A 25069-nucleotide genomic window follows, 5' to 3' on the forward strand; every position below is an offset into this window, starting at 1 on the left:
TAAAACTACTGAAACTGGGTTAATGAAAGGTTAATGGCAGGTTAATACCGAATTGCTTTATCCAGTTCTATAGGGTTAGAATAATTGTCCCTAATCGACTTTTGCATGCTCGTATTAAGCTCTGAAAATTCTTCTTTACTTTTAATTTTCCGGCCGTTAACATTAACATTCCAGTCAGGTTGGAACTCCGCTCTCATCCGCGCATATGGATCATTATAAAAATCTTTTTTTAGCTTCACCCACGCTGGAAAAGTCACAAGCACGGGCTTCATATCATAATGATTCTCTACAAAACTTTTAGTATCAAAGGTTTTGGGAAGATTTTTATTTCGTGAGAAAGTATAAATGAAGTTATGTTTGTCATCTTCAATCTTAAGAATGAGCCCGGGTAGCCCTCTAAATTTGTAAGGACCTTCGGAAATAGGTATATCCTGAGTGAACCATGCAATCCATTTTCTCCCGCCAAAATTAGTTGTTGCCTTCTGCATATTAAAGCCGCTTTCTACTTTAGTATCACTGCAGATATTCCATTTCATTTCATCCTTGGTCTGCATAAGATAATAATAAGGCATCATCCAGATTTGTAAATAATTGTTATTCTGAAAAGAATTTTTTTTACGTACCAGTACCTGTTCTGTCATACTGGTATAGCCCTCATTATAATTCCCATGAAGAATATTCAGAGAGTCAACTGCTAAAAAATTATAATCATAAAACTTTACGTTATCCGGATTAATATCCAGTACAACTTCTTCTCGTTGATATTCTTCATTTGTTGAATCTAGTTTATACCTGTATTCATAAATAAAACGTTTGGTTTGGGCATACGAGATGACAGTAATAATCATCATAAAAAAGAATAATAATCGCTTCATAAAGTTTTTTGCAACAAATATGTCACACAATAAGGAATAATCAGGTTAATGAAAGGTTAATGATGAGTTAACGTACCTTTAGCATCCACTAAAATTTTATCTTTGTTTCATGCTAAAAAACTATAAGTGGCTTGTATCTGCGTTTGCTCTCTTATTCCTGCTTCTGGTAGGGATACAGATATACTTTCTTTATAAAACATATCAGATAAAAGAGAATAACATCTATGATAAATTAGATAAAGATCTTGGACAATACCAACCTATTCTACGGAAAAAATTAGAGGTTAGCGAGGATACTGTCCAGAAAATGCTTATTCGTTTTAATAAAGGTGAGATCACAAAAAAACAGCTCCTGGATTTTTTTACAAAAAATAAAGAAACCATTAAACCTTATTTTTCCCATTATGTAGACAGTGTAGCCTCCCGAAGTAATCTGCAAGTGGCCATATCCCATCAGTTCAGAAATGTATTAAGTACAACTGACAACAGATATATTTTAGACTCAACAGTCACTATTTATGAAACCAAAAGACCAATTACAAAAGTTGGAAGAAGATACGGCGGTGAATGGGAAACATCAAATGAAAACAGGGATGACAAAACCAACAAACTGAATAACTTCTATTCGTTCAAAGTAAAAACCTACTACAATATTCAGATACTTAATATCAAATCCATTGTATTCAGAGATCTTACTATTCTTATTATTTCTTGTATACTTATACTTGCGGCTGTTCTATGGCTATTTACACGGACTATTAAGAACTTAATTTCACAACAAAAGCAAGTTGAAATTCTGCACACTGTAGTAGATAATATCGCTCATGAATTTAAAACCCCAATTGCTACTTTAAAAATTGCTGTAAAATCTCTGAGAAAAAATTGGAACCCAGAGAATCTTCCATTGATAGAAAGACAAATTAACAGGCTGGAAAGTCTGATGCTTCAGTTACAGGATAATGATGATAGTGAAAATACAGAAACATCATATGATGACTGGAATAATTATATTGAAGATCTGCAATTTGCTAATCCAAAAGTTGAATTTGTATTGCATAATACAACACCTAATACGCTTCCGTTTAATAGAACGGCCATGGAAACACTTATAAAAAATCTCTGTGAAAACAGCGCTAAATATGGAGCAACAAGAGTCGAAATTAATCTAAGAGCTATACAAAATACACTCAATATAAAGATAATGGATAATGGTAATGGTATATCTAAAAAGGAACAGCAGCGGATATTTGAAAAATTTTACAGAATACAGTCCGACAATATCCATAATACAAAAGGTTTGGGATTGGGTCTTTTTCTTGTAAAAAGTATTGTTGACAAATATAAAGGAAGTATTGAGCTAATCAGTGAACCTAATAAAGGTGCAGCATTTAAAATCTTATTGCCTTATGAAAACTAAGATACTTTTAGCTGAAGATGATTTCGATTTTGGACTGATTTTGAAGCAATACCTGGAACTGAGCGATTTTGAAGTATTCTGGTATCAGAACCCGGAGGACATAATGGAACTTCTGAAAAGTGAATTTCCTTTTCATATTGGCATCTTAGACATTATGATGCCCAATATTGACGGGTTCTCTCTTGCAAAAGCTATTATAAAGGAAAAATCTGATTTTCCACTGCTATTTCTAACCGCTAAAAACCAGAAAATAGACCGGATTACAGGTTTAAAACTGGGAGCAGATGATTACCTGGCCAAACCTTGTGATCCCGAAGAACTAATACTGAGAATACAGAATATTCTGAAGAGAACACAGCCTGCTACTCCTCTATCTGTAATCAGTATAGGTGATTATACCTTACATTCAGATAAATTATTGCTTAGCCACCCTAAAGAAGAGATTCGCCTTACCCAACGGGAACTGGATTTACTCTTGTTTCTACTGCAGCACAATAATCAGACTATTAAACGGGAAATTATTCTGGACAAATTATGGGAAACCAATGACTACTTTACGGGAAGAAGCCTGGATGTATTTATCAGCAGGCTACGTAAATATTTTCAGTTCGACGAAGGTATTAAGATTCAGTCACTTCGCGGAATAGGATTTCAGGTAGACTTTCCTTAAAAGCATTTGTTATAATTTATACAACAACTACAAGCATATATACAATAACTTCTGCCCCATTATAAAATATTTTTGCTGCAATTAATATTTTGATAATGAAAAACAGAAAATTACTATCAGCATTGGCTTTATTACTATTAGCCATATTCTCTATCTCTTGTTCCAGCGACAATAATGACAGAGAGCCAGATCTTACACCAAGTCAGACACTGGCTTCAACTCCATGGTTAACCACAAATTCTAAAAATGCTGCCGGTGCCAATGTAGACCTTAAAGATCCAAATGTAGTAAATTTTGTAGGTTATGCTTACTTCAAAGCAGATGGTACATTTACGATGTATAATCTGGACGATTCTCCTAAAATGCACGGAGATTGGTCTGTTACTGCTGACGGGAAAACCAGAACAATTGTAGCTAAAAACGATAAAGGTGAAACTCTGTTCACCCGTGTTGTAGATATTACTGTTTTAACGAGAGCAGAATTTACTTACAGAGTATACCCAAATGCTAATGACAAGTCTGTATATTACGACATTATCCATACTCCTACAACTCATAAGGAACCAGGAAAGTAGTATTTAATTTTAGAATATAATCTGTAAGGCTGCTCTTGTTGAGCAGTCTTTTTTATGCTCTAAAAATGTTTATCTTTACCCTATTATGAAGCGTTTTATCAATATTATTCTTATCATTTTTGTTCTCGGTATCATTTTCGTTCCGGGAGTAAAAGTCTTTGTGCAGAGTACACTTATGAAAATTGGTCTTTTTAGCCCTAAATTCAATAACGAACCTAAAGAAGCCTCTACAGCAGCTTATACAATGCAGCTAAAAGATGAAAAAGGAGCAAGTATTAGTCTCGAAGATTTAAAAGGTAAAGTGGTTTTTATAAACTTTTGGGCAACGTGGTGCTCTCCATGTATTGCTGAAATGCCTACAATACAAAGTCTTTATGAGAATTTCAAAAATGACGATGAGGTTAAGTTTGTTATTCTGGAAGTAGATGGCAATCAGGAAAAAGCTAAAAAACTATTTAATGACAAAAGACTTACTCTTCCTGTATCATTCCCCAATGGAGCTATACCTCAGGAGTTTTACAAAGGAACTTTACCTACTACAGTGATTTTAGATAAAAATGGTGCTATTGCATTCCAATCAGAAGGCATTACCAACTATGCAGACCAGAAAATGGTTGATTTTATCAAGCAGCAAAAGCAAAAATAACAGTTAGCTAATATCGGTATAAACAAAGGCACAATAATTTACATTGTGCCTTTGTGTTAGTATTATGATATGGATTAATGTGCTGCTTTAACCTTACCCGGAAGGAGCCAATCTACCACAAAGTACATCGCAATACCAGCGAATGCTAAAACAACTCCGGATCCTATCCATAGTGTATTAAATCCTAAATCACTTGCTACACTGGTTCCCAGCAATGGTGTTATAATAAATGAAATAGAGAACGTCATACCATTAAGGCCCATATAGGCCCCCTGATTGGTTTTCCCGGATCGTAATGCCGTAATGGTAGACATAAATGGAAGCACTAATATTTCACCCACACTCAGTACAGATATGGACAACATTATCAATGATATATGATAGTTTATCGCAAGCATTGCATAAGCTGCAGCACACATCAAAATTCCATAGAGAAGAGTTTTGGCTATCGTAAGATATTTATCTGCAAAATTTACAACCAGCATTTCCAGTACAACAATAATAAATCCACTGTATCCCAGGATGTAACCTATACTTTTCTGATCCAGATGTGCTACTTCTTTGTAGAAAATAGGAATCGTATTGAAGAACTGAAAGAAGCAGACAGAGAATATCGCGCATAGCAGACAGTATACCAAAAACGGGGAATCTCTATATGGAGAACGCTCTTTTTCTGTAGTCTCTTTAACGATAGGTTTCTCTTTCATTTTCTTCTGATAAATCTTATGTCTTTTTCTAAAAAATCTTACATAGAATATCCCGGCAAGGACCGCTCCTACTGCATTAGTAATAAAAAGTAATTCGTATGACACTGAAGACAAAATACCACCTAAAGCCGGTCCTATAGAGAAACCGAGATTAATGGCCATTCTGTTAAGAGAGAAAGCCCTTGTCAAATTTTCAGGCCTTGCATATTTGGTAATCGCTACAGAGTTGGCCGGACGGAAGGTCTCACTTATAATACTTTGCAGCAGAATAATGAGAGCCATCCCTTCTACCGAAGTAAAGATTGGTATTAGTAAAAAAAGTGGTGCACTGAGAAATAAACTGGTAGATTGTACCCGATATTCACCAAATTTATCAGTAAAATAACCTCCCAGCCAGGAACCTATTACTGATCCGACACCATAAAAACTGAGTACAAGTCCTGATTCTTTAATGCTGAATTCTAACTGATCCGTCATGTACACACCTAAGAAAGGCAGCACCATTGATCCGGACCTGTTAATAAGCATTACGATAGAAAGCATCCAGGCTTCCTTTGACAATCCCTTGAAAGAATCGGCATAAATACGGAGTAAACCCACAGTAGTATGATTTTAGTGTTATCGGAAAAATTTAGGAATACTCAAATGTACGAATTAAAGGGCATTTACAGAGAATGTTAATCATTAATAATATCAATTAGCCAATCGACAGTATCTTCTGATTTTTACCATTAAGTTCAAACTCTTCTCCTGTTTTTTTCTTTAGCATGGACTGTACCAGCGGAGCATTTGCAGAAACAGTGATAACAGCTTTTCCGTTAACATTCAGTTTACCGAAGCTTTCTGAAATATAAAAATTCCCCATAGAAGTCTCAACATAAGCTCCCAAGCCTACAACAGCAGAAGGTTTCGTATTGATATTCTGCAGAACATCCAGCTGGTTATTTACTTCCGACTGTTGGGACAACAGTCTGTTGATTTCCTGCTGCAACATTTCGCGGGAAGTTTCGTATTTATCTCCCATACTACTTTTTGTATCGTTATTGGATGCTCTTGTAGATACAATCATTTCCTCAAGATTCTTTACTTTTTCCTGCGCAAGTGTTTTCACTTGTTCCAATAAATATTCCTTATCCATATTACTATAACTCCGTTATTTATACCCGAAACAATTAAATCATTCCGGAATTTCTTATTTTTCTTCTATTATTTCAGCAAAAATATAATCAAAATGTGATTTAATATAATTAAAATGCTATTTTTAAGCCTGAAAAATAATAATAAACTTGTAAAAAATTAAACGTTGGAGAATTCAGACAAGAAAGAATTAAAACGCGGTTTACAAAATCGTCACATTCAGCTTATTGCTTTAGGCGGAGCAATTGGCACCGGGCTATTCCTGGGTATAGGTCCTGCAGCAGTATTGGCAGGTCCTTCTGTAATTTTAGGTTATGCAATGGCTGGTTTCATTGCTTTTTTTATAATGCGCCAATTGGGTGAGATGGTCGTTCAGGAACCTGTTTCAGGTAGCTTTAGCCATTTTGCATACAAATATTGGGGCCCTTTTGCCGGATTTGCTTCCGGTTGGAATTACTGGATGTTGTATATTTTGGTAAGTATGTCTGAGCTTACCGCAATAGGAGTTTATGTACAGTTCTGGTGGCCTGAAATTCCGTTGTGGGTATCCAGTTTATTTTTCTTCTTTGTAATTAATGCTCTGAATCTGGCCTCTGTAAAAGTATATGGAGAAGCTGAATTCTGGTTTTCTATTATAAAAGTTGTAGCTATTATTGCTATGATTCTATTTGGTAGCTACCTGCTTATTAGTGGTACCGGCGGAGAAAATGCCAGCGTAAGCAACTTGTGGAATAACGGAGGCTTTTTTCCTAAAGGCTGGATCAGTACTTCTTCAAGTGGAGGTTTCCAGGGATTATTAGCTGCCATGGCGCTTATTATGTTCTCTTTTGGCGGGTTAGAGCTTGTTGGAATAACGGCTGCTGAAGCTGAAAATCCAGAAAAAAATATCCCAAAAGCTACCAATCAGGTAATCTACAGAATTCTTATTTTCTATGTAGGTGCATTGATTATCCTATTCTCATTATCTCCATGGGCCAATATTACAGAAGGAAGCAGCCCTTTTGTAATGGTTTTCGAGAGATTAAAAGGCTTCCAGTTTAACCTATTCGGGCATACTGTGTATTTCACAAGCCTTATTGCAAATGTTCTGAATATTATTGTTCTAACGGCTGCATTGTCTGTATACAACAGCAGTGTATACAGTAATAGCCGAATGCTGTTCGGGCTTGCAGAACAGGGAAACGCTCCTAAATTCTTATCAAAACTGAATAAAAACCATGTTCCGGTAATGGCAATATTAGTTTCTGCAGTATTTGCTGCAATCTGTATTGTTATTAACAAGATTATTCCGGAAAAGGCTCTTAGTATACTGATGTCTCTTGTAGTATCATCGTTGGTTATTAACTGGATTATGATAAGCTTTACACATTTTAAATTCAAGCAGGCTCATAAAGGTGAAAAGACTAAGTTCCCTTCGTTCCTATATCCAATAACCAATTATATATGCTTATTATTCCTTTTTGGAATTTTAATCATCATGTGGTTTACAGGGTTAAAAATTTCTGTGGAGCTAATTCCGATATGGGTAGCATTCCTGTATATTTGCTATCTTCTGGTAAAGCAAAGTAAAAAGTAAAATATATCTGTAAGATCTATTAAAATCCGGAAGCATTTCTTTCGGATTTTTTATGCCATAAATCTCATATACATATACTAATTAACTATATTAGATAAAAAAACTATAACTATAAAATGAAGAAATTTCTAACGTTTATTTTCATTATTCTTATCATTCTGCCATTACTATTTTACTTAAATCCATTTGCCAGAATACGCAAACAAACTCAATATGATCCTTCCCCAGAAACAACAGAGCTTCTCCGAAAATTAGATAAAAAATATAATCTGAAAATGTCCATTGGGGATGTTATCGGAAATATATGGTATTACAGAGATATCGACAACAGGAAAAAGGTAAAATCAGAGCATTTTGAACTTTTTTTGAATATTAAAGATGACAAAGTTGATGATATAAAAAAGGTATATCAATATGTAGATGATTTCAGGACTGAATTTAATCAAAAGAAATATTTTGATTCCATTACAGTAAAACTGGTTAATGATTCTATTCCTTATAAGCCCGGTCCGGTAATCTATAAATCAAAAATGTAAGCAATGACAATTATAAAGATTCATAAAATCCAGATATTCCTCTATCTTTTTATTATAGCTTTCGGAATCCAACATCTTATTTTCTGGAAATATAATTTCAAATGGATTTTCTACGAGTATATTATTTTAAGTGTATTTATACTCTCTGCTCTCGCTGTACTTATTTCTCCTGCTGTACTTATTTATGAAAGCGTAAAAAGTATTAACCGCAAATCAGTCATTGTTGATGAAATAATGTTTTTAGTTGTAAATCTTATCTTGTACTATATAATAGTTGCAATGAGCCTATATCTGTCATCACAAATACGCATATAATTTCTTTGATACTTTTAATTGTTTTTTAAACATGGCATATTTTTTGAAAACTAGCGATACATTGAAAATTAAAACAATATATGCTTGAAATTATTTATTAATTTATTATACAGCATTGTTTAATTAAAATATTTTACAAAACAATAAATCGAATATAATTATATACAAGTATCATTTTACTAAACATATACGATAAAAACAATTAAAAACACATTATGAAAAAACAATTTGCCTTAATCGCAGCAGGAATTTTACTGGTAGCTAATTCTTGTACTACTGTTACAAAGACTGATAGTTCTTCTGCACAAACGACTACTGAAAATACCATTATTGGTAAAAAATGGAAACTGGTAGAACTATTTGGAAAACCTGTAGCAGACCAAATAAATGGTAATGAAGCTTTTCTGAAACTATTGCAACAGGATAAAGCTTATTTATATCAAGCTTCCGGCGGGTGCAACGGAATCAGAGGTACTTTTACAACAAACACAACAACTTCTGTAATTCATTTCTCTCCCGGAGCATCAACAAGAATGGCATGTCCGGATATGAGTGTTGAAGCAGGAATAAATAAAGTATTAGAAACCGTTGACAATTACTCTCTCAATAAAGAAGGAAATATCCTTTCACTTAATAAAGCACGTATGGCTCCATTAGCAAAATTCCAGGCTGTAACAGAATAAGCGTTTTATAAAAATCTTTAATAAGTTATCCTTGTCAGAGTCAAAACCCTGACAAGGATTTTTCTTTTATAATACAATTCTGGTCTCAATATTTATCTCTTCAGAAAAGACATCATCATGTGAAATTACCAATAGCGTTCCTTTGTAATCTCTAATAGCATTGGTAAGAATCTCGATATTCTGAATGTCAAGATTATTGGTAGGCTCATCCAGAATAATAATATCCGGAGCTTTTCCTGCAATTGACAAACATGCAAGCAATAGCCTCATCCTTTCACCGCCACTCAGTACACTACAGGATTTATCCCATGTTTCTTTCCCAAACAAAAAGCGATTGAGTATTGTTTTTACTTCGTGTTCGGGTAAAGGAGGCAGGTTAAATAATTCTGCCTGTTGAATTACATTCAATGAATGATCAATCATAGAATAATCCTGATCGATATATACAGAATAAAAATCTGCCCTTTCTATAATACCTTCAGAAGATTTCAGCTGCCCTAAAAGAAGTTTAATCAATGTTGTTTTTCCCGATCCGTTTTCTCCACTTATCAGAATCCTTTCTCCACTGGTAACAACAATATCCAAAGGTTTTTTCCAAATATTCCTATCCTGGTAGGCAAAGTTTATATGCTCTCCTTTTACCAGTATTTTACCACGGTGAAGGTTAGTCTGATCAAATCCTAATTTCATTTGATCTGTAAGTGGAGCTTCTCTTCTTAGCTGCTGAAGCTCCTGACTAAGACCGTCTATTTTATCAGAATGGGTATCTCTTATTTTAGCTGTACTGTTTTCAGCATTGTTCCGCAGAGTATTCATCATGATTTTAGCTACACCAGCTTTTTCCTGCTTTTTTTTTCCCTTTGCATCGAGTTTTTGCTGACGCTCCAGAGTTTCCCGTTCAGTAGCTTTGGCTTTTTTCAGTGCGTTTTCAGTATTCTTAATGCTATTCTGTAATGCATTTTGCTGTATCTGTTTTTGCTCTTTATAAAAATCATAGTTACCACCATAAAGCACGATTTCTTTACGGTTTAGTTCTGCTGTTTTGGGCAATAAGTTTAATAAGGTTCTGTCATGACTAACGACCAGAAGAGTTTTATTTGTATTCTCAATAAATTTATACAACTGTTCCCTGCTCTTTCTATCCAGATGATTGGTAGGTTCATCCATCAGTATAATATCCGGCTGATGAATTTCTATACCGGCAATCAGAACTTTTGTCTTCTGACCGCCACTTAGCCGATTCATCGACTCCTCTGCTGTAAAGTCTAACAAACCCCATGATTCCATCGCTTGTTTTATTCTTTCTTCCAGATCCCAGTCGTCATCAAGAACTGTCATATTCTCTTCGGTAACAATACCTTCCAGAATTTCTCTTAAAGCTGAAAGCTTTTTCTGAACTCCTAAAGCACTTGCTATATTCTGTGTATCGAATTGTTCCAGGATTTGTGGCAGATAATAAACAGACCCTTCTGTTCTTATATCTCCTACAGCAGGTATTAATAATCCGGAGATTAGTTTTAATAATGTAGATTTACCGGAACCATTATTTCCGACAATTGCAATCTTTTCGCCTTTATTAACTATAAAATTAAGCTTCTCAAAAAGAATCTCCTTATCAGGATGCTGATAAGTAATATTTTGTAACGTAAGCATTATTTCTTTCTTAAAAAAAATGAATAAACAGAATTAACCCTGACATCAGGATTAAATAATTATGGAAAGAAATTGAATTCTACATGCTTACTATCTGAATTTTGAATGATAATGCAAATGTAGTAAAATATTTATAATCAGATCAATGATCGTTTTAGTAAAATAAATTATGAAGAAAACAGATTATTTTCCAACCTATTTATAAAAAAAAGTATCTTAGTAAATAATAAACATAAAATTTTTTAAAAATAAATTATGAAAAAACATCTTACACTTATTGCTGCAGGAATATTACTATTTGCAAACTCCTGTAATACTGTTCAGAATACGAACAACAATAATAACACATCACAACAAAATACAATGCCCAAAAATACAGTTCTTGGAAAAAAATGGAAATTAATTGAGCTAAACGGTAAGCCTGTGGCTGATAAAGTTAACGGAAAAGAACCTTACCTGAAACTTCTAAAGCAGGATAAAGAATATAGATATGAAGCATCTGGTGGCTGTAATGGTATCGGTGGAAACCTTAAGTTAACCGGCTTTAGAGTTCAGTTTGCTCAGGGAATGTCTACAATGATGGCTTGTGAAGACATGAGTATTGAACAAGGCCTGAGTAAAGCTTTAATAGCTGCTGATAATTATACAGTGAGCAAAGAAGGAGATGTATTGTCTATTAACAAAGCTCGTATGGCTCCTTTAGCAAGATTCCGCGCTGTAGCTGAGTAAGCAATTTTAAACATATAAAAATAAAAGCTCCCTTTCGGGAGCTTTTTGCTTATTTACCTTTCAGGCATTTTTCTAAGAAGATATCCTGCTCATAAAGCAAATGAAGAATATTTTCTTTTGCTACATAACCATGTGCTTCTTTAGGTAATAATACCATTTTTACAGGAGCCCCAAGGTTCTTAAGTGCCTGGAAATAACGTTCTGTCTGTACAGTGAATGTTCCCTGGTTATTGTCTGCCTCGCCATGTACTAATAACAATGGTGTTTTCATTTTATCAGCATTCATGAAAGGTGACATTTTTGTATACACATCCGGCACATCCCAATAATTTCTTTGTTCACTCTGGAAACCAAACGGAGTAAGAGTTCTGTTATATGCACCACTTCTCGCAATACCACAAGCAAAAAGATTAGAATGTGTTAAAAGATTAGCCGTCATAAATGCACCATAAGAGTGCCCGCCTACAGCTACTTTTTTACGGTCTATATAACCTAGTTTGTCTACAGCGTCAATAGCCGCCTGAGCATCTGCTACTAACTGTGGAATAAAGGTATCGTTAGGCTCCGTTTTTCCTTCACCAATAATAGGAAAAGATGCATCATCCAATACTGCATATCCTTTAGAAACCCAGTAGATGAAAGATCCATAACTAGGGAAAGTGAAAGTATTTGCATTTTTAGTACTCATTCCTGCTGTTGCCTTGTCTTTATATTCAGCTGGGTAAGCCCAGATCAGCAACGGAAGTTTTTCTTTTTTAGATTTCATATCATAACCTGCCGGAAGATATAAATTCCCTGTAAGAGTAACGCCGTCATTACGTTTGTAGGTAATAACTTCTTTATGCACACCTTTCAAACCTTCAAAAGGGTTCTGGAAATTTGTTACAGGAGTGCTTTTATTGGTTTTAAAGTTTTTAATAAAGTAATTAGGATAGTCTGTACTGGATTCATCCATTACCAGAATATCACCCTTTTTAGGATCTAAAACATCCAGAATCCTCTCTTTTACGGTTGTAGATTTAGATGTATAAAGTCTGTTTGTTTTAAATGTCTTCAGATCCATTTCATTGATAAAAGGAAATTGCCCTTCTTTGGTAAAGCCATCTCCTATCCAATATGTTTTTCCGTCTTTAATTTCTACAACGTTTCTGCCATATTGATTTCGTTCGGAAACAAGATTCCCCGGATTGCTGTATACATCCTGGAAATTTCTGTCTATAATAAGTTTAGAATCTCCCGTTTTTGGATTAATCCAGCTGGTTTTGGTACTTCTTGTATCATACCATCCTTCGGAAACAAATGCATTATCTGCATTCCCCCAGTCTATATCAGAAAATCTTTCTTTAGTTTTATATAATGCTTTAGCTTCTGCATTAAAAGGAGCATCCCATGTATAGATCTGGTCTCTGTATTCTGCTTTCTTCGACTGATCTCCGCCATCCAATGCTTCAACATAGTATAAAGTAGCTGGCATGTCGCTTCTCCATGCTATACTTCTCTTGCCTGTTCTTACAGATGAAAATCCTTTAGGCATTATTTCATTTAAAGGCATTTCGTTCACTACCTTTACCTGCTGGCCAGTCTTATCAAAAACTACAGTTTCAGAAGGGAAACGATTTAATGGAACGATATATGAAAATGGTTTTTTAATCGAAGAAATCATAATGTAGTTCCCATCCGGTGAAAATGACTTTGAAGCATACATTCCACTTTTTGCAAATCCGGATATATTACCATTCAGATCTACTTTGGCTAATTCAGAAGTTGCAAGATTTTCAAAATTAGTTTCATCTTTTGGTGTCTTTAATAAATCCTGGAAAGTAGCATTCTGTGATACTTTTCCGGTACTGGTTGCTACAGTTGGTCCTGTTGGAATATCATTTTTGTCACTCAATAATGCAGGTCTGTTTGCCGGCAAAACATTAATTAAAAATGATTTTGAATCTTTGAACCAGGTAAAAGGAGAACCCAAATTTGCATTCAGATTATCAGAGGTAATTTTTTTGGCTGTTGCTGTTGCCAAATCTACTAACCAAAGTTCAACCCCTTTTGAGGTTGTATTTGTAAATGCCAGAGATTTCTCGTCCGGTGAAAATGAAAAATAAGCAAGGCTTGCATTCTGCGGAAGCCCCTTAACCTGAACTTCAGATTTTCCTTTCAGATTCTTTATTTTCAGATTATCAATATATGTTATCGTACTCGATATATTAGTCAACGGATTTATTCTCAATCCTGCCAGTTTCACATCTTCCTCATAAAGATCCTTTAGGTTCTTATAAGTTGGGCGATAGGTAAATACCATCCATTCTTTTTTGCTGTCCATCAATACAGATGGTGGTCTTGTGTAATCTGCCAGCTTAAGAATTTCGGCAGAAGGTTTTTGATAGCTGGTGCTTTCCTGAGCATAGCTAAAACTCATTGCTGCTATTAAAAGCATTGTAAACTTTCTCTTCATATTAACATATTAACTTATAATTACGAAATTATGAATTAATAATTAGTTTACCCAAAATAAAAAGGCCCTTTATCAGGCCTTTTTATTACATCTTTTGTATATCTATTTTCATTTTACATCTTTCGATGCCTTCTTTAGCTTTCTCAATGTATGAGTTTTCATAAAGTGATAGTGCATATTCTTTGTACTTGTCAATTGCTTTTTCATATTGCCGAGTATCTTCATAATAATATGCCCACTCCCTTGCAAGATTGCTTTTATTAACATCTTCAACAGATTCTGCTTTTGTCAGAATATCCCGAAGATCATCATAGCGTTTTGCTTCTGATAAAAGGTAAGAATAGTTAAGATAAGAAGCTCCATATTCCGGAGTGAAATCTATAGCTAGTTTATAATGCTTTTCAGCTTCTACAGCATCATTTTCTTTATTTTTTAAAAGCCAGCCTATATGGTTATGTGCTTTACCATATTTAGGATCTTCCAATAAAATATTATTGAGTACCGCTTTAGCCTCTTCGTTTAGATCCTGACTGATCAGGTCATCCGCACGGTCAAATTCTGAATCTAAATATTCGTTCATCTTTGAAATTCTTTACTTAAAGATAAATGAAATTACTGAATTTATCTAGCGATAACCAAAATTTTTCAGGTCTCTGTCGTTTTTGCGCCAGTCTTTTTTAACTTTTACAAAAAGATTAAGGTGAAGCTTCTTTCCAAAGAATTTTTCCAGATCCATTCTGGCTTCAGTCCCCACTTTCTTTATAGATTCTCCTTTATGACCAATGATAATCCCCTTTTGAGTTTCTCTTTCTACATAGATAATACTGTCTATAAAGATCATTTCTCCTTTATCCTTAAACATTTCTGTAACAACTTCTACAGAATATGGAATTTCCTTTTCGTAGTTCAGAAGGATTTTCTCTCTGATAGCCTCATTTACAAAGAATCTTTCAGACTTATCTGTAAACTGATCTTTATCGTAGTATCCCGGACTTTCTGGTAATAATGATTTTAATTTTGGTAAGATATATTCTGTATTATAGGCATTTAAGGCGGATATAGGTAATATTTCTGCCTTAGGAATTCTCTCGTGCCATAAAGCAACTGTTTCTTCAAGAACTTTCTGATCTGCCTTATCTACTTTATTGATAAGGATAAGTACCGGAACCGGGATTTTATTCAGCTTTTCAATAAGAAACTCTGAAGGTTGCGCTTTATCTGTAATATCTACGATGAAAAGGAAAACATCAGCATCCTGTAAACTCTCCTTCACAAATTCCATCATTTTCTCCTGTAATCCGTATTTAGGATCTAATACCCCAGGAGTATCAGAAAAAACAATCTGTACATCGTCCTCGTTATAAATACCGAAAATACGATGTCTGGTTGTCTGTGCTTTCTGGGTAACAATAGCCAGTTTCTCCCCCATTAACTGGTTAAGAAGCGTAGACTTTCCTGCATTGGGTTTCCCCACTATATTAACAAAACCTGCTCTGTGCATTATTTAATTTAAAATTGAAATATTAAAAAGATTTAAGTTTTTAAATCTTTTGCAAAGTTAACAATAAATAAAAGAATGACTAGCTTATTCTTTAACAGGTTATCATGATAGATTACTCAATAGCTATAAAGAAAAGGCTTACAATAAGATATAAATCCACTAATGCTTAAAAACTACCGGAAGAATTTCATTCACCAGCAATCCATAACGTTTCTGATCTTCTACAGAAAACTTTTGAGAATATAAATTGATATCTACATCAAACCCAACTTTTTTAAGACGGTCGAAATAATCCATACCATACCAACGGACATGATCGTATTGCCCAAAATGCTTCTGACGCTCTTTAGGATCTGTTATACTGAAATCTTCATAAGTATGCTCCAAACTAGTTCTCATAGGGACCTGCAAAATTCCCCATCCGCCCTTTCGCATTACACGGTATAATTCGGACATTGCTTTGGAATCTTCTACAATATGTTCTAAAACATGATTACAAATAACAATATCATAAGACTCATCTTCAAAAGGAAGATCTAGTACATCTGCCTTTACATCTACAATCGGAGAAAAAAGATCCGCAGAAGTATATTCCAGATTTTTTTGTTTTTTGAATTTTCTTAAAAACTCCTGCTCAGGAGCGATGTGAAGTACTTTGTAATTTTTGGTGAAAAAATCAGTTTCACGTTCCAGATAAAGCCACATTTGGCGGTGTCTTTCCAGTGAAAGTGTTCCGGGAGAAAGTGCATTTTCCCGTTGTTTCCCATAGCCATACGGAAGAAATTTACGATAAGATCTGCCGTCTATAGGATCAGTAAATTTATCTCCTTTAAAAAAAGATATAATTAAAGGACGCGCCACAATGCTTAATCGAATAAGCATAGGGCGCGGTAATTTATTTAAAAGAAATTTTGCTACTTTCTTCATTTGTTAGAAATCCATCTGGAAAGCTTTTTCCTCATCGGATTTAATACCTAATGCATCGTAAATATATTGGAATGTAGATAATAAAACCGGCTTTCCGTTTACTACAGCTACATCGTGCTCAAAATGTGCAGAAGGTTTATTATCCTGAGTTGTTACAGTCCAGCCATCGGAATGGAATTTTACTTTTTCCGTTCCCATATTAATCATAGGCTCGATAGCAATAACCAATCCGTCTTTAATTACTTTTCCTGAACCTTTTCTGCCATAGTTAGGTACCTGCGGTTCTTCATGCATTTGTCTTCCGACACCATGTCCCACTAATTCACGTACTACTCCATAACCATGTTTTTCTGCATGTTCCTGTACTGCGTAAGAGATATCTCCGATTCTCTTTCCACGGATACACTGAGCAATACCTTTATAAAGACTCTCTTTGGTTACCTGCAAAAGTTTTTTTGTTTCAGGAGAAACTTCTCCAACCTCAAAAGTATAAGCATGATCTCCAACAAATCCATTCATATAAGTACCACAGTCTACAGAAATAATATCTCCATCTCTCAATGGTTCATCTGTAGGGAAACCGTGAACAACCTGCTCATTCGGAGACATACATAGAGAATTTGGAAAACCTCCATATCCAAGGAATGCAGGTTCTGCTCCGTGGTCTTTAATATACTCGAATGCAAGTTTATCTAAGTGCTTAGTTGTTACGCCAGGTTTAATCTCCTTGGCCAACATTCCTAAAGTTTTTGAAACCAACTGAGCGCTTTCACGCATTAATTTGATTTCGTCTATTGTTTTTAACTGAATCATTTTTATTTAAATGTAGCAATTTACCCATGTAAGAATGTAACAATAATTGGTACATTGGTAAATCGTTATATTATTACATTATATATGTTACCAGAAAAGACCTTTTTTCTTTTCTTTTTTCAGCTTCGAGTAAGCTAAAACTTCTCCGCCTGCCACGCGGAATTCTATTTTTTCTTTAATGATGTTATAGATTTCGCCCCATCCAGGAAATCCACCAAGGTTTCTGTCATCAATAAACATATCAGCATCAATTTTGCGGCTGTGTGTTTCAGAATCAAAAACTTCACCTTCAAAGCTAGAATTTACAGCGTAAAATTCCAATCCGTTTTTCTTACAGAAATCAACAGCATCCTGCAGAGCCTGTCCGCTTCTGTATGTCCATAAAATCAAACGATAACCTTCTGATTGTAATTTCAGCAATGTTTCGAATGCAAAAATTTTAGCTGGTCCTACTCCCGGATATGCATCGTCTACAATTGTTCCGTCGAAGTCTATCGCTAGTTTTTTATTTATCATCTGTATTAAAAATTTGAGTGCAAAGATACGAAAATATAGAACTTAATCCCGTCCCTTTATTAAACGAATTATCGCGAAATAAATAACGTAAAGCCATCCCAATACACCATGGATAATTGCCCATAGAATAGATTTATTTCTATCCCATGATATGACTACTGCTATAATCGCTCCTAAACCTAGTCCGGAGTTTGTTACAGTATCTCTAATATCAGTGTTAGCATCTGTAGTACCAGACTGTGCCAACAACATATTGGAAAAAATTAACAATAGTACAACTACCTGTATATTCTTTTTCATATCAGCTAATTTATATAATCTTTTTCAGCATCCAGATATCACATCCTGTATGCCCTGAGTTCCCTAAAGGAGCAGATAACTGTTCGAATCCCTGCTTTTCATAAATACTAATTGCTTTTCCAAAAGCCGGTAAGCTTTCAAGATAAATGTGAGTATATCTGAACTTTTCGGCCTGTTCATAGCATTTTTCCATAAACAATCTTCCGACACCTGTCCCCCGGGCTTCTTTGGAAATATAAAATTTCACCAACTCTACATGGCCTTCAGGCAATCCTTCAGTAGGATAAAGCCCACAACTACCTACCACTCTATCTTCTACTTTAGCAACAAAAAGTACCGATCCTTTAGCATCAAATACCTTAGACAAGTGATCTGTTGTAGGATCAACATAAACAGTACCTTCTGTAGGTGCCTTATATTCATCAAAAACACCGCGGATCATAGATGCCAAAGCACTATCATCCGCAGCTTGTATTGTTGTAATTATTACTTCCTTATCCATTAATAGAATTAAGAAACAAGAATATCTCCCGTCATTTCTTCCGGAATATTTACGCCCATTACTTTAAGGATTGTAGGTGCTACATCTCCCAATTTACCATCTTTCACATTCCATGTGTGATCTTTATCCATTACAATAAAAGGAACAAGATTGGTTGAATGCTGTGTATTAGGAGACCCATCAGGATTTACCATAACATCAGAGTTACCATGATCTGCCAAAATAAATACAGCATATCCGTGATTATAAGCTGTAGTAGCTACTTTTTCAATGCATTTATCTACGGTTTCAGCAGCTTGTACTGCAGCCTGGAAAACACCTGTATGCCCTACCATATCGGTATTCGCAAAATTCAGGCAGATAAAATCAGCGCTTTCTTTTTCCAATTCCGGTACAATAGCATTGGTAATGTCATAAGCCGACATTTCCGGTTTGAAATCATAAGTAGGAACATCCTTAGGACTCGGACACAAAATCCTTCTCTCCCCTTTAAACTCCTCTTCACGTCCTCCTGAGAAGAAGAATGTAACGTGTGGGTATTTTTCAGTTTCAGCAATACGAATTTGCGTTCTGTTATTCTCTTCCAGAATCTGACCCATAGTATGTGTAATGATGTTTTCATCATACACCACTTTTACATTATGAAAAGTTTTATCGTAGTTAGTTAAAGTCACATAGTATAAAGGAAGCTTGTGCATCTCATAATCAGGGAAATCTTCCTGAGAAAGCGCCATTGTAATTTCACGTCCTCTGTCGGTTCTGAAATTGAAACAGAAAACGACATCATTAGCTTCTATTTTAGCAACAGGCATTCCGTCCTGAGTACAGATAATTGGTTTTAGGAATTCATCTGTTATATCTTCCTCATAAGATTTCTGAATAGCTCCTACCGGATTATTGGTTGCTAATCCAATACCATTTACCATAGCATCATAAGCTACACGAACACGCTCCCAACGCTTATCACGGTCCATCGCATAATAACGGCCAACAATGGTTGCTAATTTTCCGGTTTTGGCATCCATAAATTCTATAAGATCCTGAATAAATCCTTTGCCGGAATGTGGATCGCAGTCACGTCCATCTGTAAAAGCATGTACAAAAACATTTTCTAGTCCGTAATCATCTGCTGCTTCCAAAAGTCCTTTCAGGTGATTAACGTGAGAATGCACTCCTCCGTCGGAAACTAATCCTATAAAGTGAATTTTTTTATGGTTGTCTTTTGCATATTTAAAGGCAGCAAGGATTTCCGGTTCATTCCCCAGTGTTTTGTTTTCCACCGCCATATTTAGCTTTACAAGATTCTGAAAAATTACACGTCCGGCTCCAAGATTCATATGCCCTACTTCAGAATTCCCCATTTGTCCGGCTGGTAAACCTACAGCCAAACCACTAGCTTCTAATTTGCTGTGTGGATATTTTTGCAGACATGAATCAATAAACGGTGTGTTGGCCTGCGCGATGGCAGAAACTTTGGGATCTAAACCTAATCCCCAGCCATCCAGGATGGCTAATATTGCTTTTTTAGACATTTCAGAATTATATTTAACTTAACAAATATACGAAACAATGCACTAAATAGTAAGGAATTTCACAGGTTTTATGTGGTAAATACCCTGAAAAATTGTAACTTTTCTTACTTTTGTTTATTAGTATTATAAAATAAAATGGATTTAAGAGATCAGTTAAAAAATCTTTTTCCTGAACATGAGGAGCAGGATTTCGAAATGCCTGAAGAAAAGTTTGAACAAAAAGGCGCCCTTGTGTGTAAGTTTGAAAAAAAAGGACGCAATGGTAAACCTGTAACTTTAATTGAAGGCTTTGAGGGTGGCGATGCAGAACTGAAAGAAATTTCTAAAAAAATCAAAACCTCTTTGGGAATTGGTGGCTCCGAAAAAGACGGTGTCATCATTATTCAGGGAGACAACAGAGATAAGATTATGAAGCTTCTGCAGGAAATGGGCTACAAAACCAAACGTGTAGGCGGGTAATATTTTTAAATACAAAGTTAGAAGTACGAAATTAGAAACACGTGGTAAGAAAATATAAAGTGTAGAAGTAAAAGACCAGAAATACAAAAAGTATTTTTTTATCTCCGAAATTCTTTTTAACTTCAATTCCTTTTTAAAATCGGAAATTATGATGAATAAACTAGCAGCATCCGAGTTGGTGCTGAATGAGGACGGAAGCGTATACCATTTGAATCTTCTTCCTGAAGATATCGCTGAAAAAATTATACTGGTTGGAGATCCGGACAGGGTTCCTAAAGTATCTCAATATTTTGACAAAGTTGAAATCAAAAAAAATAAACGTGAGTTTTATACCCACACCGGAACACTGAGAGGTGAAAGGATTACGGTAATGTCTACAGGTATTGGTACCGAGAATATAGACATTGTAATGAACGAACTGGATGCTCTGGTAAATATAGACCTAAAAGAAAAGGAATTTAAAAAAGAGCACAGCTCTTTAGAATTATTCCGTTTGGGGACTTGTGGTAGTGTAAATCCTGACGTAGAAGTAGACAACATGTTGGTAACAGAAAATGTTGTAGGATTAGATGGCCTTCTTCATTTTTATCAGGATTATCAGTTTGAAAATGAGTTTTCTAAAAACTTTTTAGAAAAATTCCCTTATCAGAATATCAAACCTCTACTCTATTTCTCTGACTGGGCTAAAGAAAGTGCGCACTACTATCAGGATGCTAAATATATTGGTAATACGGCTACTTTCCCAGGATTCTATGCTCCTCAGGGGAGACAGTTAAGGCTGAAAGCTCTGGACGACCAGTTCCTGGAAACACTTAATGATCTTGGTGTAACCAATTTCGAAATGGAAACATCTGCTATTTACGGATTATCCAAATTATTGGGCCATAAGGCAATTACTGTTAACTGTGTTATTGCTAACAGACGTCGTGGAGAATTTTCTGCGGACCACCATGCATCTGAAAAGATGACAATTCAGTGGGTATTGGACAGAATTATTAAGTAATATTTTATTTTATACAACATTATATGAAGCCTCTTACAAGAACCATTACAGGAGTAGTATTTCTAATTATCTTCCTTACACTCTATTTTCAGGGAAGCGATAATACCTTATATAGTTTTCTTGAAGGCTTATCCGTAGCTATTGGAATTATTTTTGTAACACGAGGCTTATATGAATTGTATAGAGCAAAAAATGTAAAATAAAAAAATCCCCGTTTTGGGGATTTTTTATTATCTTAGAATCACACAAAATACTGAATATGAAAACTTTTATCAGAATACTGCCAATAATATTCCTCGGATTTTCTATCGGAAGATTTATAAAATATGATTTTACATTCGATAGCATTGTAATTGCGACAGCAGCAATCGGAATTTTAGGAACTGTATTTTTACTTTTTAATGAAAGAAAAGATTCAAAAACAGAATAATAAGATGAATACTTCAACAAAATTCAATCAGTTTTTTAAGCTCTTTTTCACTCTCATCATTCTCTATCTTGTCATAAGTACAATACAGTATTCTCATATTTTTATCAACAGCTTTTTAAAAGGCTTCTAACTGCTTAACATAAAGCTTATTTTTTAAATAAACTTTCCGGAATTTTGTTCTCAACAAAACGGCCCTGATATCTTATTGACATCAGGACCAGGATTCTCTCAATACGAAAAATATATTCGTGAACTATCGTATTGCTTCTACTAAGTTACATCGTCAAACTGAAAATAACTAAAGAAACATAGTGATATATATTTCTGAAATATATCATAAGTAGTTTTTTTGTAATGCCTGTTTTTCAGGCTATCTTTAAGAAGGATTAATAAAAGGGCCCTTTATTATCTGTCAATTTATCGAAATTAAATTAAAGAAATAATTATGAAACAAAGAGTTCCCGTATCCCAAATTATGTCCAAAGAGCTTATCACTCTTAATCCGAAACAATCGTTATATGAAGCTGAAAAACTATTCAAAAAGAATAATATCAGACATATTCCCGTTGTTGAAAACCTAAAATTATTAGGCATGCTCAGTTATTCAGATTTATTAAAGATAAGTTATGCTGATGTGGATGACTCCGATGAAGCAGAAGACAATTCTGTTTCCACAGTTGTGTACGATATGTTTAGCATTCCGCAGATTATGACCAAAGCTCCTTTGACCGTAAGTGCAGAAACTACAATTAAAGAGGTGGTTGAAATTTTAGCCCAGCAAAGCTTCCATTCAATTCCTGTAGTGGATCATGATGAAATAAAAGGAATTGTAACTACCACTGATATATTAAATTACTTATTAGAGCAGTATTAATACAAGTATAGTAACTAAGAGGCTGTCCCAAAATATAATATTGAGTCATATCAAAATACCTTTAATCGTTCAGGGCAGCCTCTTATTATTTATAATAGTTTCTTTTAATTATTCCTTACAAAGCAGCTTTCTATATGATCATCTACAACCCCGGTTGCCTGCAAATGAGAATAAATTACTGTTGACCCCAAAAATTTGAATCCTCTTTTTTTCAAATCTTTACTTATAGCATCCGATAAAGGTGTTGTAGCAGGTGCTTCTGTATGATGTTTCCAGGTATTTATAATTCTTTCTCCATTGGTATAAGTCGAGATATAGTTATAGAAACTTCCGAATTCTTTCTGAAGTTCCATAAATAGTTTTGCATTGCTTATAGCTGCTAATACCTTGAGCCTGTTTCTTACAATTCCTGTATCCTGAAGTAATTCATCAATTTTTTTCTCATCATACTTAGCAATCTTCTTATAGTCAAAATTGTCAAATGCTATTCTAAAGCTTTCTCTCTTACGGAGAATGGTAATCCAGCTCAATCCTGCCTGAAAGCTCTCAAGTATCATAAACTCGAACATAGTAGCATCATCCGTTGCCAGCCGCCCCCATTCTTCATCATGATATTTCTGGTACAGCTCATCTGTTCCGCACCATGCACATCTTGTTTTTTCCATATTAAATTTATTTACCCAAAAATAAACATTTAGTATATCATTAGGAAAGTTTTAACGTTCGCTAACATCCTTTCGGAATGCTTATTGAAAGTATAGTAAGCATTAACCCCAAAATTCACGAACAATGAGTACTAATGAACAAAATGAGAGTCTGGACAAAGCAAAACAATTTGTAAATGATGCCGAAAACAATCTGAAAGATTTCACAAAACAAACACAGGATGCTATTGGCAATTTATCGGATAAAGTAAAAAGCTACATCGACCAGAAAAAGAATGAAAATGAAGAACCAACGAAGGAAGGTTTCTTTGCCCATCTGAAGCAACAGGTATCAGACGCTTGGGAAGATACCAAAGACGCCGCAGAAAATGCATGGGAAAGCACTAAAAACTTTGCAGATGATGCTTGGGACAAAACAAAGGATGCAGCCAATGACATCCAAGACAATATAAAAGGAAAATAGGCCCTAAACTGCCAATCATTTTTAATTATAATTTTACGGAGAAATGGCCTCAATATCTTGAGGCCATTTTTTTATGCTAAACGCTTTAATGATGCTATAAAACTATCAACTTCTGCTTCCGGTGTTGCCCATGAAGTTATAAGCCTTATTGCTGATTTTTCTTCGTCTATTTTCTTCCAGACATAAAAGTCAAACTCTTCAGAAAGCTTTTCAATCCAGGAATTTGGAATAATCGGAAATAACTGATTGCTGTATGAATCCGTAAGGAAACCACAATAATAAGCTTCAAATGCAGCTTTTATTTTCATTGCTTTCTGATTAGCGGATCTTGCAAGGTCAAAATAAAGATTATCCTTCATCAGCTCCATAAACTGAATACCGATCAGTCTTCCTTTAGCCAATAAAGCTCCCTTCTGTTTTACATGAAATCCAAAGTCTTCCTTCAATTCCGGATTTACAATAACAATAGCTTCTCCTATCAACGCTCCGTTTTTGGTTCCGCCCAGATAAAACACATCCGCCAGGCGTGCTATATCTTCCGGAGTTACATCAGTACCTTCTACAGTCAGCGCATGACCAAGACGAGCTCCGTCTACAAATAAATATAGATTATTCTCTTTACAAAATCCAGACAAAGCTTCCAGCTCTTCACGAGTATAATGCGTTCCTAATTCTGTCGTATTCGAAATATACAACATTTTAGGCTTTACAACATGTGGCTGATTGGTTACCGTATCCAGAACTTCTCTACAAGCTTCCGGGGAAAGTTTTCCATCTTCAGACCGTGCTGCATGAACTTTGTGTCCTGTAGCCTCTATAGCTCCTGCTTCGTTGGTAAATATATGTCCCGACTCTGCAGAGATAACAGACTGATATGGCCTTAGTATTGAAGAAATAGTAAGAAGATTTGCCTGTGTACCTCCGGAAACAAAATAAACATCTGCTTCCGGACTGTTAAACCGTTCTTTAATCATATCTATTGCCATGGCCGAATACTGATCGCCACCATAACCAATTTGCTGTTCCCTGTTCGTCTCAACCAATGCTTTCAGAATATTTGCATGACATCCTTCTGCATAATCATTTTTAAAACTAAATCTGTTCATTATC

Annotated in this window: 30 protein-coding genes; 15 read left to right on the top strand and 15 right to left on the bottom strand. The window is 34.9% G+C overall.

The window, feature by feature from the left end:
- Nucleotides 1-41: 41 nt before the first annotated feature.
- Nucleotides 42-875 carry a GLPGLI family protein gene (locus ATE49_RS10625; protein WP_065082156.1) on the bottom strand — a complete coding sequence of 278 codons (834 nt, stop codon included), beginning with the start codon at nucleotides 873-875 and terminating at the stop codon, nucleotides 42-44.
- A gap of 109 nt (nucleotides 876-984) precedes the next feature.
- Here ATE49_RS10625 and ATE49_RS10630 point away from each other — a divergent pair, with 109 nt between their 5' ends.
- The 4 genes from ATE49_RS10630 (at nucleotide 985) to ATE49_RS10645 (ending at nucleotide 4183) form a co-directional block, all read left to right on the top strand.
- Complete coding sequence (locus tag ATE49_RS10630) at nucleotides 985-2292, top strand: sensor histidine kinase (protein WP_065082157.1); 1308 nt, start codon at nucleotides 985-987, stop codon at nucleotides 2290-2292.
- Nucleotides 2282-2962: a response regulator transcription factor gene (locus tag ATE49_RS10635; protein WP_059153884.1), complete on the top strand. Its 681-nt coding sequence runs from the start codon at nucleotides 2282-2284 to the stop codon at nucleotides 2960-2962. Before ATE49_RS10630 ends, ATE49_RS10635 begins: the two co-directional genes overlap by 11 nt.
- 95 nt (nucleotides 2963-3057) lie before the next feature.
- Nucleotides 3058-3537, top strand: a complete 480-nt coding sequence (locus ATE49_RS10640) for a DUF4822 domain-containing protein (protein ID WP_065082158.1) — start codon at nucleotides 3058-3060, stop codon at nucleotides 3535-3537.
- Between the two features lie 85 nt (nucleotides 3538-3622).
- Nucleotides 3623-4183, top strand: a complete 561-nt coding sequence (locus ATE49_RS10645) for a TlpA family protein disulfide reductase (protein WP_065082159.1) — start codon at nucleotides 3623-3625, stop codon at nucleotides 4181-4183.
- Between the two features lie 74 nt (nucleotides 4184-4257).
- Here the strand turns inward: ATE49_RS10645 and ATE49_RS10650 are convergent, their stop codons facing one another.
- Both ATE49_RS10650 and ATE49_RS10655 read right to left on the bottom strand, forming a co-directional pair.
- Nucleotides 4258-5433: an MFS transporter gene (locus ATE49_RS10650; RefSeq protein ID WP_065082190.1), complete on the bottom strand. Its 1176-nt coding sequence runs from the start codon at nucleotides 5431-5433 to the stop codon at nucleotides 4258-4260.
- Nucleotides 5434-5587: 154 nt separating this feature from the next.
- Entirely contained in the window at nucleotides 5588-6028 is a 441-nt protein-coding gene (locus ATE49_RS10655) for a hypothetical protein (RefSeq protein WP_059344814.1), read from the bottom strand.
- Between the two features lie 165 nt (nucleotides 6029-6193).
- On the opposite strand from ATE49_RS10655, the gene ATE49_RS10660 reads away from it, so the two are divergent.
- The 4 genes from ATE49_RS10660 to ATE49_RS10675 all read left to right on the top strand — a co-directional run bounded on the left by ATE49_RS10660 (nucleotide 6194) and on the right by ATE49_RS10675 (nucleotide 9137).
- Nucleotides 6194-7603 (top strand): amino acid permease, encoded by a 1410-nt coding sequence (locus tag ATE49_RS10660; protein WP_059344815.1) that lies wholly within the window; start codon nucleotides 6194-6196, stop codon nucleotides 7601-7603.
- 116 nt (nucleotides 7604-7719) lie between these two features.
- On the top strand, nucleotides 7720-8139 hold the full coding sequence (locus ATE49_RS10665) for a hypothetical protein (RefSeq protein WP_065082160.1): 420 nt from the start codon (nucleotides 7720-7722) through the stop codon (nucleotides 8137-8139).
- A gap of 3 nt (nucleotides 8140-8142) precedes the next feature.
- The gene (locus ATE49_RS10670) at nucleotides 8143-8454 is read left to right on the top strand and encodes a hypothetical protein (protein ID WP_065082161.1); all 312 of its coding nucleotides are present in this window, start codon (nucleotides 8143-8145) and stop codon (nucleotides 8452-8454) included.
- Between the two features lie 215 nt (nucleotides 8455-8669).
- On the top strand, nucleotides 8670-9137 hold the full coding sequence (locus ATE49_RS10675; RefSeq protein WP_065082162.1) for an META domain-containing protein: 468 nt from the start codon (nucleotides 8670-8672) through the stop codon (nucleotides 9135-9137).
- A 66-nt stretch (nucleotides 9138-9203) separates the two neighbouring features.
- Here ATE49_RS10675 and ATE49_RS10680 read toward each other — a convergent pair whose 3' ends face one another.
- A complete protein-coding gene (locus ATE49_RS10680; RefSeq protein ID WP_065082163.1) occupies nucleotides 9204-10790 on the bottom strand; it encodes an ABC-F family ATP-binding cassette domain-containing protein in 1587 nt (528 codons plus the stop codon).
- 255 nt (nucleotides 10791-11045) lie between these two features.
- Here ATE49_RS10680 and ATE49_RS10685 point away from each other — a divergent pair, with 255 nt between their 5' ends.
- Nucleotides 11046-11519 carry an META domain-containing protein gene (locus ATE49_RS10685; protein WP_065082164.1) on the top strand — a complete coding sequence of 158 codons (474 nt, stop codon included), beginning with the start codon at nucleotides 11046-11048 and terminating at the stop codon, nucleotides 11517-11519.
- 49 nt (nucleotides 11520-11568) lie between these two features.
- Here the strand turns inward: ATE49_RS10685 and ATE49_RS10690 are convergent, their stop codons facing one another.
- The 9 genes from ATE49_RS10690 to gpmI all read right to left on the bottom strand — a co-directional run bounded on the left by ATE49_RS10690 (nucleotide 11569) and on the right by gpmI (nucleotide 20065).
- Nucleotides 11569-13974 (bottom strand): alpha/beta hydrolase family protein, encoded by a 2406-nt coding sequence (locus ATE49_RS10690; protein WP_065082165.1) that lies wholly within the window; start codon nucleotides 13972-13974, stop codon nucleotides 11569-11571.
- A gap of 85 nt (nucleotides 13975-14059) precedes the next feature.
- Nucleotides 14060-14554 (bottom strand): hypothetical protein, encoded by a 495-nt coding sequence (locus ATE49_RS10695; protein ID WP_045179285.1) that lies wholly within the window; start codon nucleotides 14552-14554, stop codon nucleotides 14060-14062.
- A gap of 45 nt (nucleotides 14555-14599) precedes the next feature.
- Nucleotides 14600-15475 carry a GTPase Era gene (gene era, locus ATE49_RS10700; protein WP_059344820.1) on the bottom strand — a complete coding sequence of 292 codons (876 nt, stop codon included), beginning with the start codon at nucleotides 15473-15475 and terminating at the stop codon, nucleotides 14600-14602.
- A 159-nt stretch (nucleotides 15476-15634) separates the two neighbouring features.
- Nucleotides 15635-16402 (bottom strand): class I SAM-dependent methyltransferase, encoded by a 768-nt coding sequence (locus tag ATE49_RS10705; RefSeq protein WP_059153873.1) that lies wholly within the window; start codon nucleotides 16400-16402, stop codon nucleotides 15635-15637.
- 3 nt (nucleotides 16403-16405) lie between these two features.
- Nucleotides 16406-17215 carry a type I methionyl aminopeptidase gene (map, locus tag ATE49_RS10710; protein WP_034867721.1) on the bottom strand — a complete coding sequence of 270 codons (810 nt, stop codon included), beginning with the start codon at nucleotides 17213-17215 and terminating at the stop codon, nucleotides 16406-16408.
- A gap of 87 nt (nucleotides 17216-17302) precedes the next feature.
- Nucleotides 17303-17731, bottom strand: a complete 429-nt coding sequence (locus tag ATE49_RS10715; protein WP_034867720.1) for a BT0820 family HAD-type phosphatase — start codon at nucleotides 17729-17731, stop codon at nucleotides 17303-17305.
- A gap of 42 nt (nucleotides 17732-17773) precedes the next feature.
- Nucleotides 17774-18031 carry a hypothetical protein gene (locus ATE49_RS10720; protein ID WP_059344822.1) on the bottom strand — a complete coding sequence of 86 codons (258 nt, stop codon included), beginning with the start codon at nucleotides 18029-18031 and terminating at the stop codon, nucleotides 17774-17776.
- Between the two features lie 10 nt (nucleotides 18032-18041).
- Entirely contained in the window at nucleotides 18042-18533 is a 492-nt protein-coding gene (locus ATE49_RS10725) for a GNAT family N-acetyltransferase (RefSeq protein ID WP_065082166.1), read from the bottom strand.
- An 8-nt stretch (nucleotides 18534-18541) separates the two neighbouring features.
- A complete protein-coding gene (gene gpmI / locus ATE49_RS10730) occupies nucleotides 18542-20065 on the bottom strand; it encodes a 2,3-bisphosphoglycerate-independent phosphoglycerate mutase (protein ID WP_065082167.1) in 1524 nt (507 codons plus the stop codon).
- Between the two features lie 135 nt (nucleotides 20066-20200).
- Here gpmI and ATE49_RS10735 point away from each other — a divergent pair, with 135 nt between their 5' ends.
- The 5 genes from ATE49_RS10735 (at nucleotide 20201) to ATE49_RS10750 (ending at nucleotide 22831) form a co-directional block, all read left to right on the top strand.
- Entirely contained in the window at nucleotides 20201-20524 is a 324-nt protein-coding gene (locus tag ATE49_RS10735) for a translation initiation factor (RefSeq protein WP_009088237.1), read from the top strand.
- Nucleotides 20525-20672: 148 nt separating this feature from the next.
- Nucleotides 20673-21527, top strand: coding sequence for a nucleoside phosphorylase (locus ATE49_RS10740; RefSeq protein WP_059322529.1), 855 nt, complete (start codon nucleotides 20673-20675; stop codon nucleotides 21525-21527).
- A 23-nt stretch (nucleotides 21528-21550) separates the two neighbouring features.
- Nucleotides 21551-21730, top strand: a complete 180-nt coding sequence (locus ATE49_RS10745) for a hypothetical protein (RefSeq protein WP_034867710.1) — start codon at nucleotides 21551-21553, stop codon at nucleotides 21728-21730.
- 56 nt (nucleotides 21731-21786) lie between these two features.
- Nucleotides 21787-21957 (top strand): hypothetical protein, encoded by a 171-nt coding sequence (locus ATE49_RS20220; protein ID WP_155759301.1) that lies wholly within the window; start codon nucleotides 21787-21789, stop codon nucleotides 21955-21957.
- Nucleotides 21958-22402: 445 nt separating this feature from the next.
- The gene (locus tag ATE49_RS10750; protein ID WP_035591429.1) at nucleotides 22403-22831 is read left to right on the top strand and encodes a CBS domain-containing protein; all 429 of its coding nucleotides are present in this window, start codon (nucleotides 22403-22405) and stop codon (nucleotides 22829-22831) included.
- A 104-nt stretch (nucleotides 22832-22935) separates the two neighbouring features.
- Here the strand turns inward: ATE49_RS10750 and ATE49_RS10755 are convergent, their stop codons facing one another.
- Nucleotides 22936-23496, bottom strand: coding sequence for a DNA-3-methyladenine glycosylase I (locus ATE49_RS10755; RefSeq protein WP_065082168.1), 561 nt, complete (start codon nucleotides 23494-23496; stop codon nucleotides 22936-22938).
- A 124-nt stretch (nucleotides 23497-23620) separates the two neighbouring features.
- Between ATE49_RS10755 and ATE49_RS10760 the strand changes: the two genes are divergently transcribed.
- Nucleotides 23621-23959 (top strand): hypothetical protein, encoded by a 339-nt coding sequence (locus ATE49_RS10760; protein ID WP_065082169.1) that lies wholly within the window; start codon nucleotides 23621-23623, stop codon nucleotides 23957-23959.
- Between the two features lie 71 nt (nucleotides 23960-24030).
- On the opposite strand, the gene ATE49_RS10765 is transcribed toward ATE49_RS10760, so the two are convergent.
- Nucleotides 24031-25065 (bottom strand): threonine aldolase family protein, encoded by a 1035-nt coding sequence (locus tag ATE49_RS10765; protein WP_065082191.1) that lies wholly within the window; start codon nucleotides 25063-25065, stop codon nucleotides 24031-24033.
- Nucleotides 25066-25069 lie beyond the last annotated feature (4 nt).

This window comes from Elizabethkingia miricola (assembly GCF_001675285.1).
GTDB classification, from domain to species: domain Bacteria; phylum Bacteroidota; class Bacteroidia; order Flavobacteriales; family Weeksellaceae; genus Elizabethkingia; species Elizabethkingia miricola.

Coding starts and splice junctions, on each gene's coding strand:
- ATE49_RS10625 (WP_065082156.1), bottom strand. CDS start 875: ATGAAGCGATTATTATTCTTTTTTATGATGATTATTACTGTCATCTCG.
- ATE49_RS10630 (WP_065082157.1), top strand. CDS start 985: ATGCTAAAAAACTATAAGTGGCTTGTATCTGCGTTTGCTCTCTTATTC.
- ATE49_RS10635 (WP_059153884.1), top strand. CDS start 2,282: ATGAAAACTAAGATACTTTTAGCTGAAGATGATTTCGATTTTGGACTG.
- ATE49_RS10640 (WP_065082158.1), top strand. CDS start 3,058: ATGAAAAACAGAAAATTACTATCAGCATTGGCTTTATTACTATTAGCC.
- ATE49_RS10645 (WP_065082159.1), top strand. CDS start 3,623: ATGAAGCGTTTTATCAATATTATTCTTATCATTTTTGTTCTCGGTATC.
- ATE49_RS10650 (WP_065082190.1), bottom strand. CDS start 5,433: ATGCTTTCTATCGTAATGCTTATTAACAGGTCCGGATCAATGGTGCTG.
- ATE49_RS10655 (WP_059344814.1), bottom strand. CDS start 6,028: ATGGATAAGGAATATTTATTGGAACAAGTGAAAACACTTGCGCAGGAA.
- ATE49_RS10665 (WP_065082160.1), top strand. CDS start 7,720: ATGAAGAAATTTCTAACGTTTATTTTCATTATTCTTATCATTCTGCCA.
- ATE49_RS10670 (WP_065082161.1), top strand. CDS start 8,143: ATGACAATTATAAAGATTCATAAAATCCAGATATTCCTCTATCTTTTT.
- ATE49_RS10675 (WP_065082162.1), top strand. CDS start 8,670: ATGAAAAAACAATTTGCCTTAATCGCAGCAGGAATTTTACTGGTAGCT.
- ATE49_RS10680 (WP_065082163.1), bottom strand. CDS start 10,790: ATGCTTACGTTACAAAATATTACTTATCAGCATCCTGATAAGGAGATT.
- ATE49_RS10685 (WP_065082164.1), top strand. CDS start 11,046: ATGAAAAAACATCTTACACTTATTGCTGCAGGAATATTACTATTTGCA.
- ATE49_RS10690 (WP_065082165.1), bottom strand. CDS start 13,974: ATGAAGAGAAAGTTTACAATGCTTTTAATAGCAGCAATGAGTTTTAGC.
- ATE49_RS10695 (WP_045179285.1), bottom strand. CDS start 14,554: ATGAACGAATATTTAGATTCAGAATTTGACCGTGCGGATGACCTGATC.
- era (WP_059344820.1), bottom strand. CDS start 15,475: ATGCACAGAGCAGGTTTTGTTAATATAGTGGGGAAACCCAATGCAGGA.
- ATE49_RS10705 (WP_059153873.1), bottom strand. CDS start 16,402: ATGAAGAAAGTAGCAAAATTTCTTTTAAATAAATTACCGCGCCCTATG.
- map (WP_034867721.1), bottom strand. CDS start 17,215: ATGATTCAGTTAAAAACAATAGACGAAATCAAATTAATGCGTGAAAGC.
- ATE49_RS10715 (WP_034867720.1), bottom strand. CDS start 17,731: ATGATAAATAAAAAACTAGCGATAGACTTCGACGGAACAATTGTAGAC.
- ATE49_RS10720 (WP_059344822.1), bottom strand. CDS start 18,031: ATGAAAAAGAATATACAGGTAGTTGTACTATTGTTAATTTTTTCCAAT.
- ATE49_RS10725 (WP_065082166.1), bottom strand. CDS start 18,533: ATGGATAAGGAAGTAATAATTACAACAATACAAGCTGCGGATGATAGT.
- gpmI (WP_065082167.1), bottom strand. CDS start 20,065: ATGTCTAAAAAAGCAATATTAGCCATCCTGGATGGCTGGGGATTAGGT.
- ATE49_RS10735 (WP_009088237.1), top strand. CDS start 20,201: ATGGATTTAAGAGATCAGTTAAAAAATCTTTTTCCTGAACATGAGGAG.
- ATE49_RS10740 (WP_059322529.1), top strand. CDS start 20,673: ATGATGAATAAACTAGCAGCATCCGAGTTGGTGCTGAATGAGGACGGA.
- ATE49_RS10745 (WP_034867710.1), top strand. CDS start 21,551: ATGAAGCCTCTTACAAGAACCATTACAGGAGTAGTATTTCTAATTATC.
- ATE49_RS20220 (WP_155759301.1), top strand. CDS start 21,787: ATGAAAACTTTTATCAGAATACTGCCAATAATATTCCTCGGATTTTCT.
- ATE49_RS10750 (WP_035591429.1), top strand. CDS start 22,403: ATGAAACAAAGAGTTCCCGTATCCCAAATTATGTCCAAAGAGCTTATC.
- ATE49_RS10755 (WP_065082168.1), bottom strand. CDS start 23,496: ATGGAAAAAACAAGATGTGCATGGTGCGGAACAGATGAGCTGTACCAG.
- ATE49_RS10760 (WP_065082169.1), top strand. CDS start 23,621: ATGAGTACTAATGAACAAAATGAGAGTCTGGACAAAGCAAAACAATTT.
- ATE49_RS10765 (WP_065082191.1), bottom strand. CDS start 25,065: ATGAACAGATTTAGTTTTAAAAATGATTATGCAGAAGGATGTCATGCA.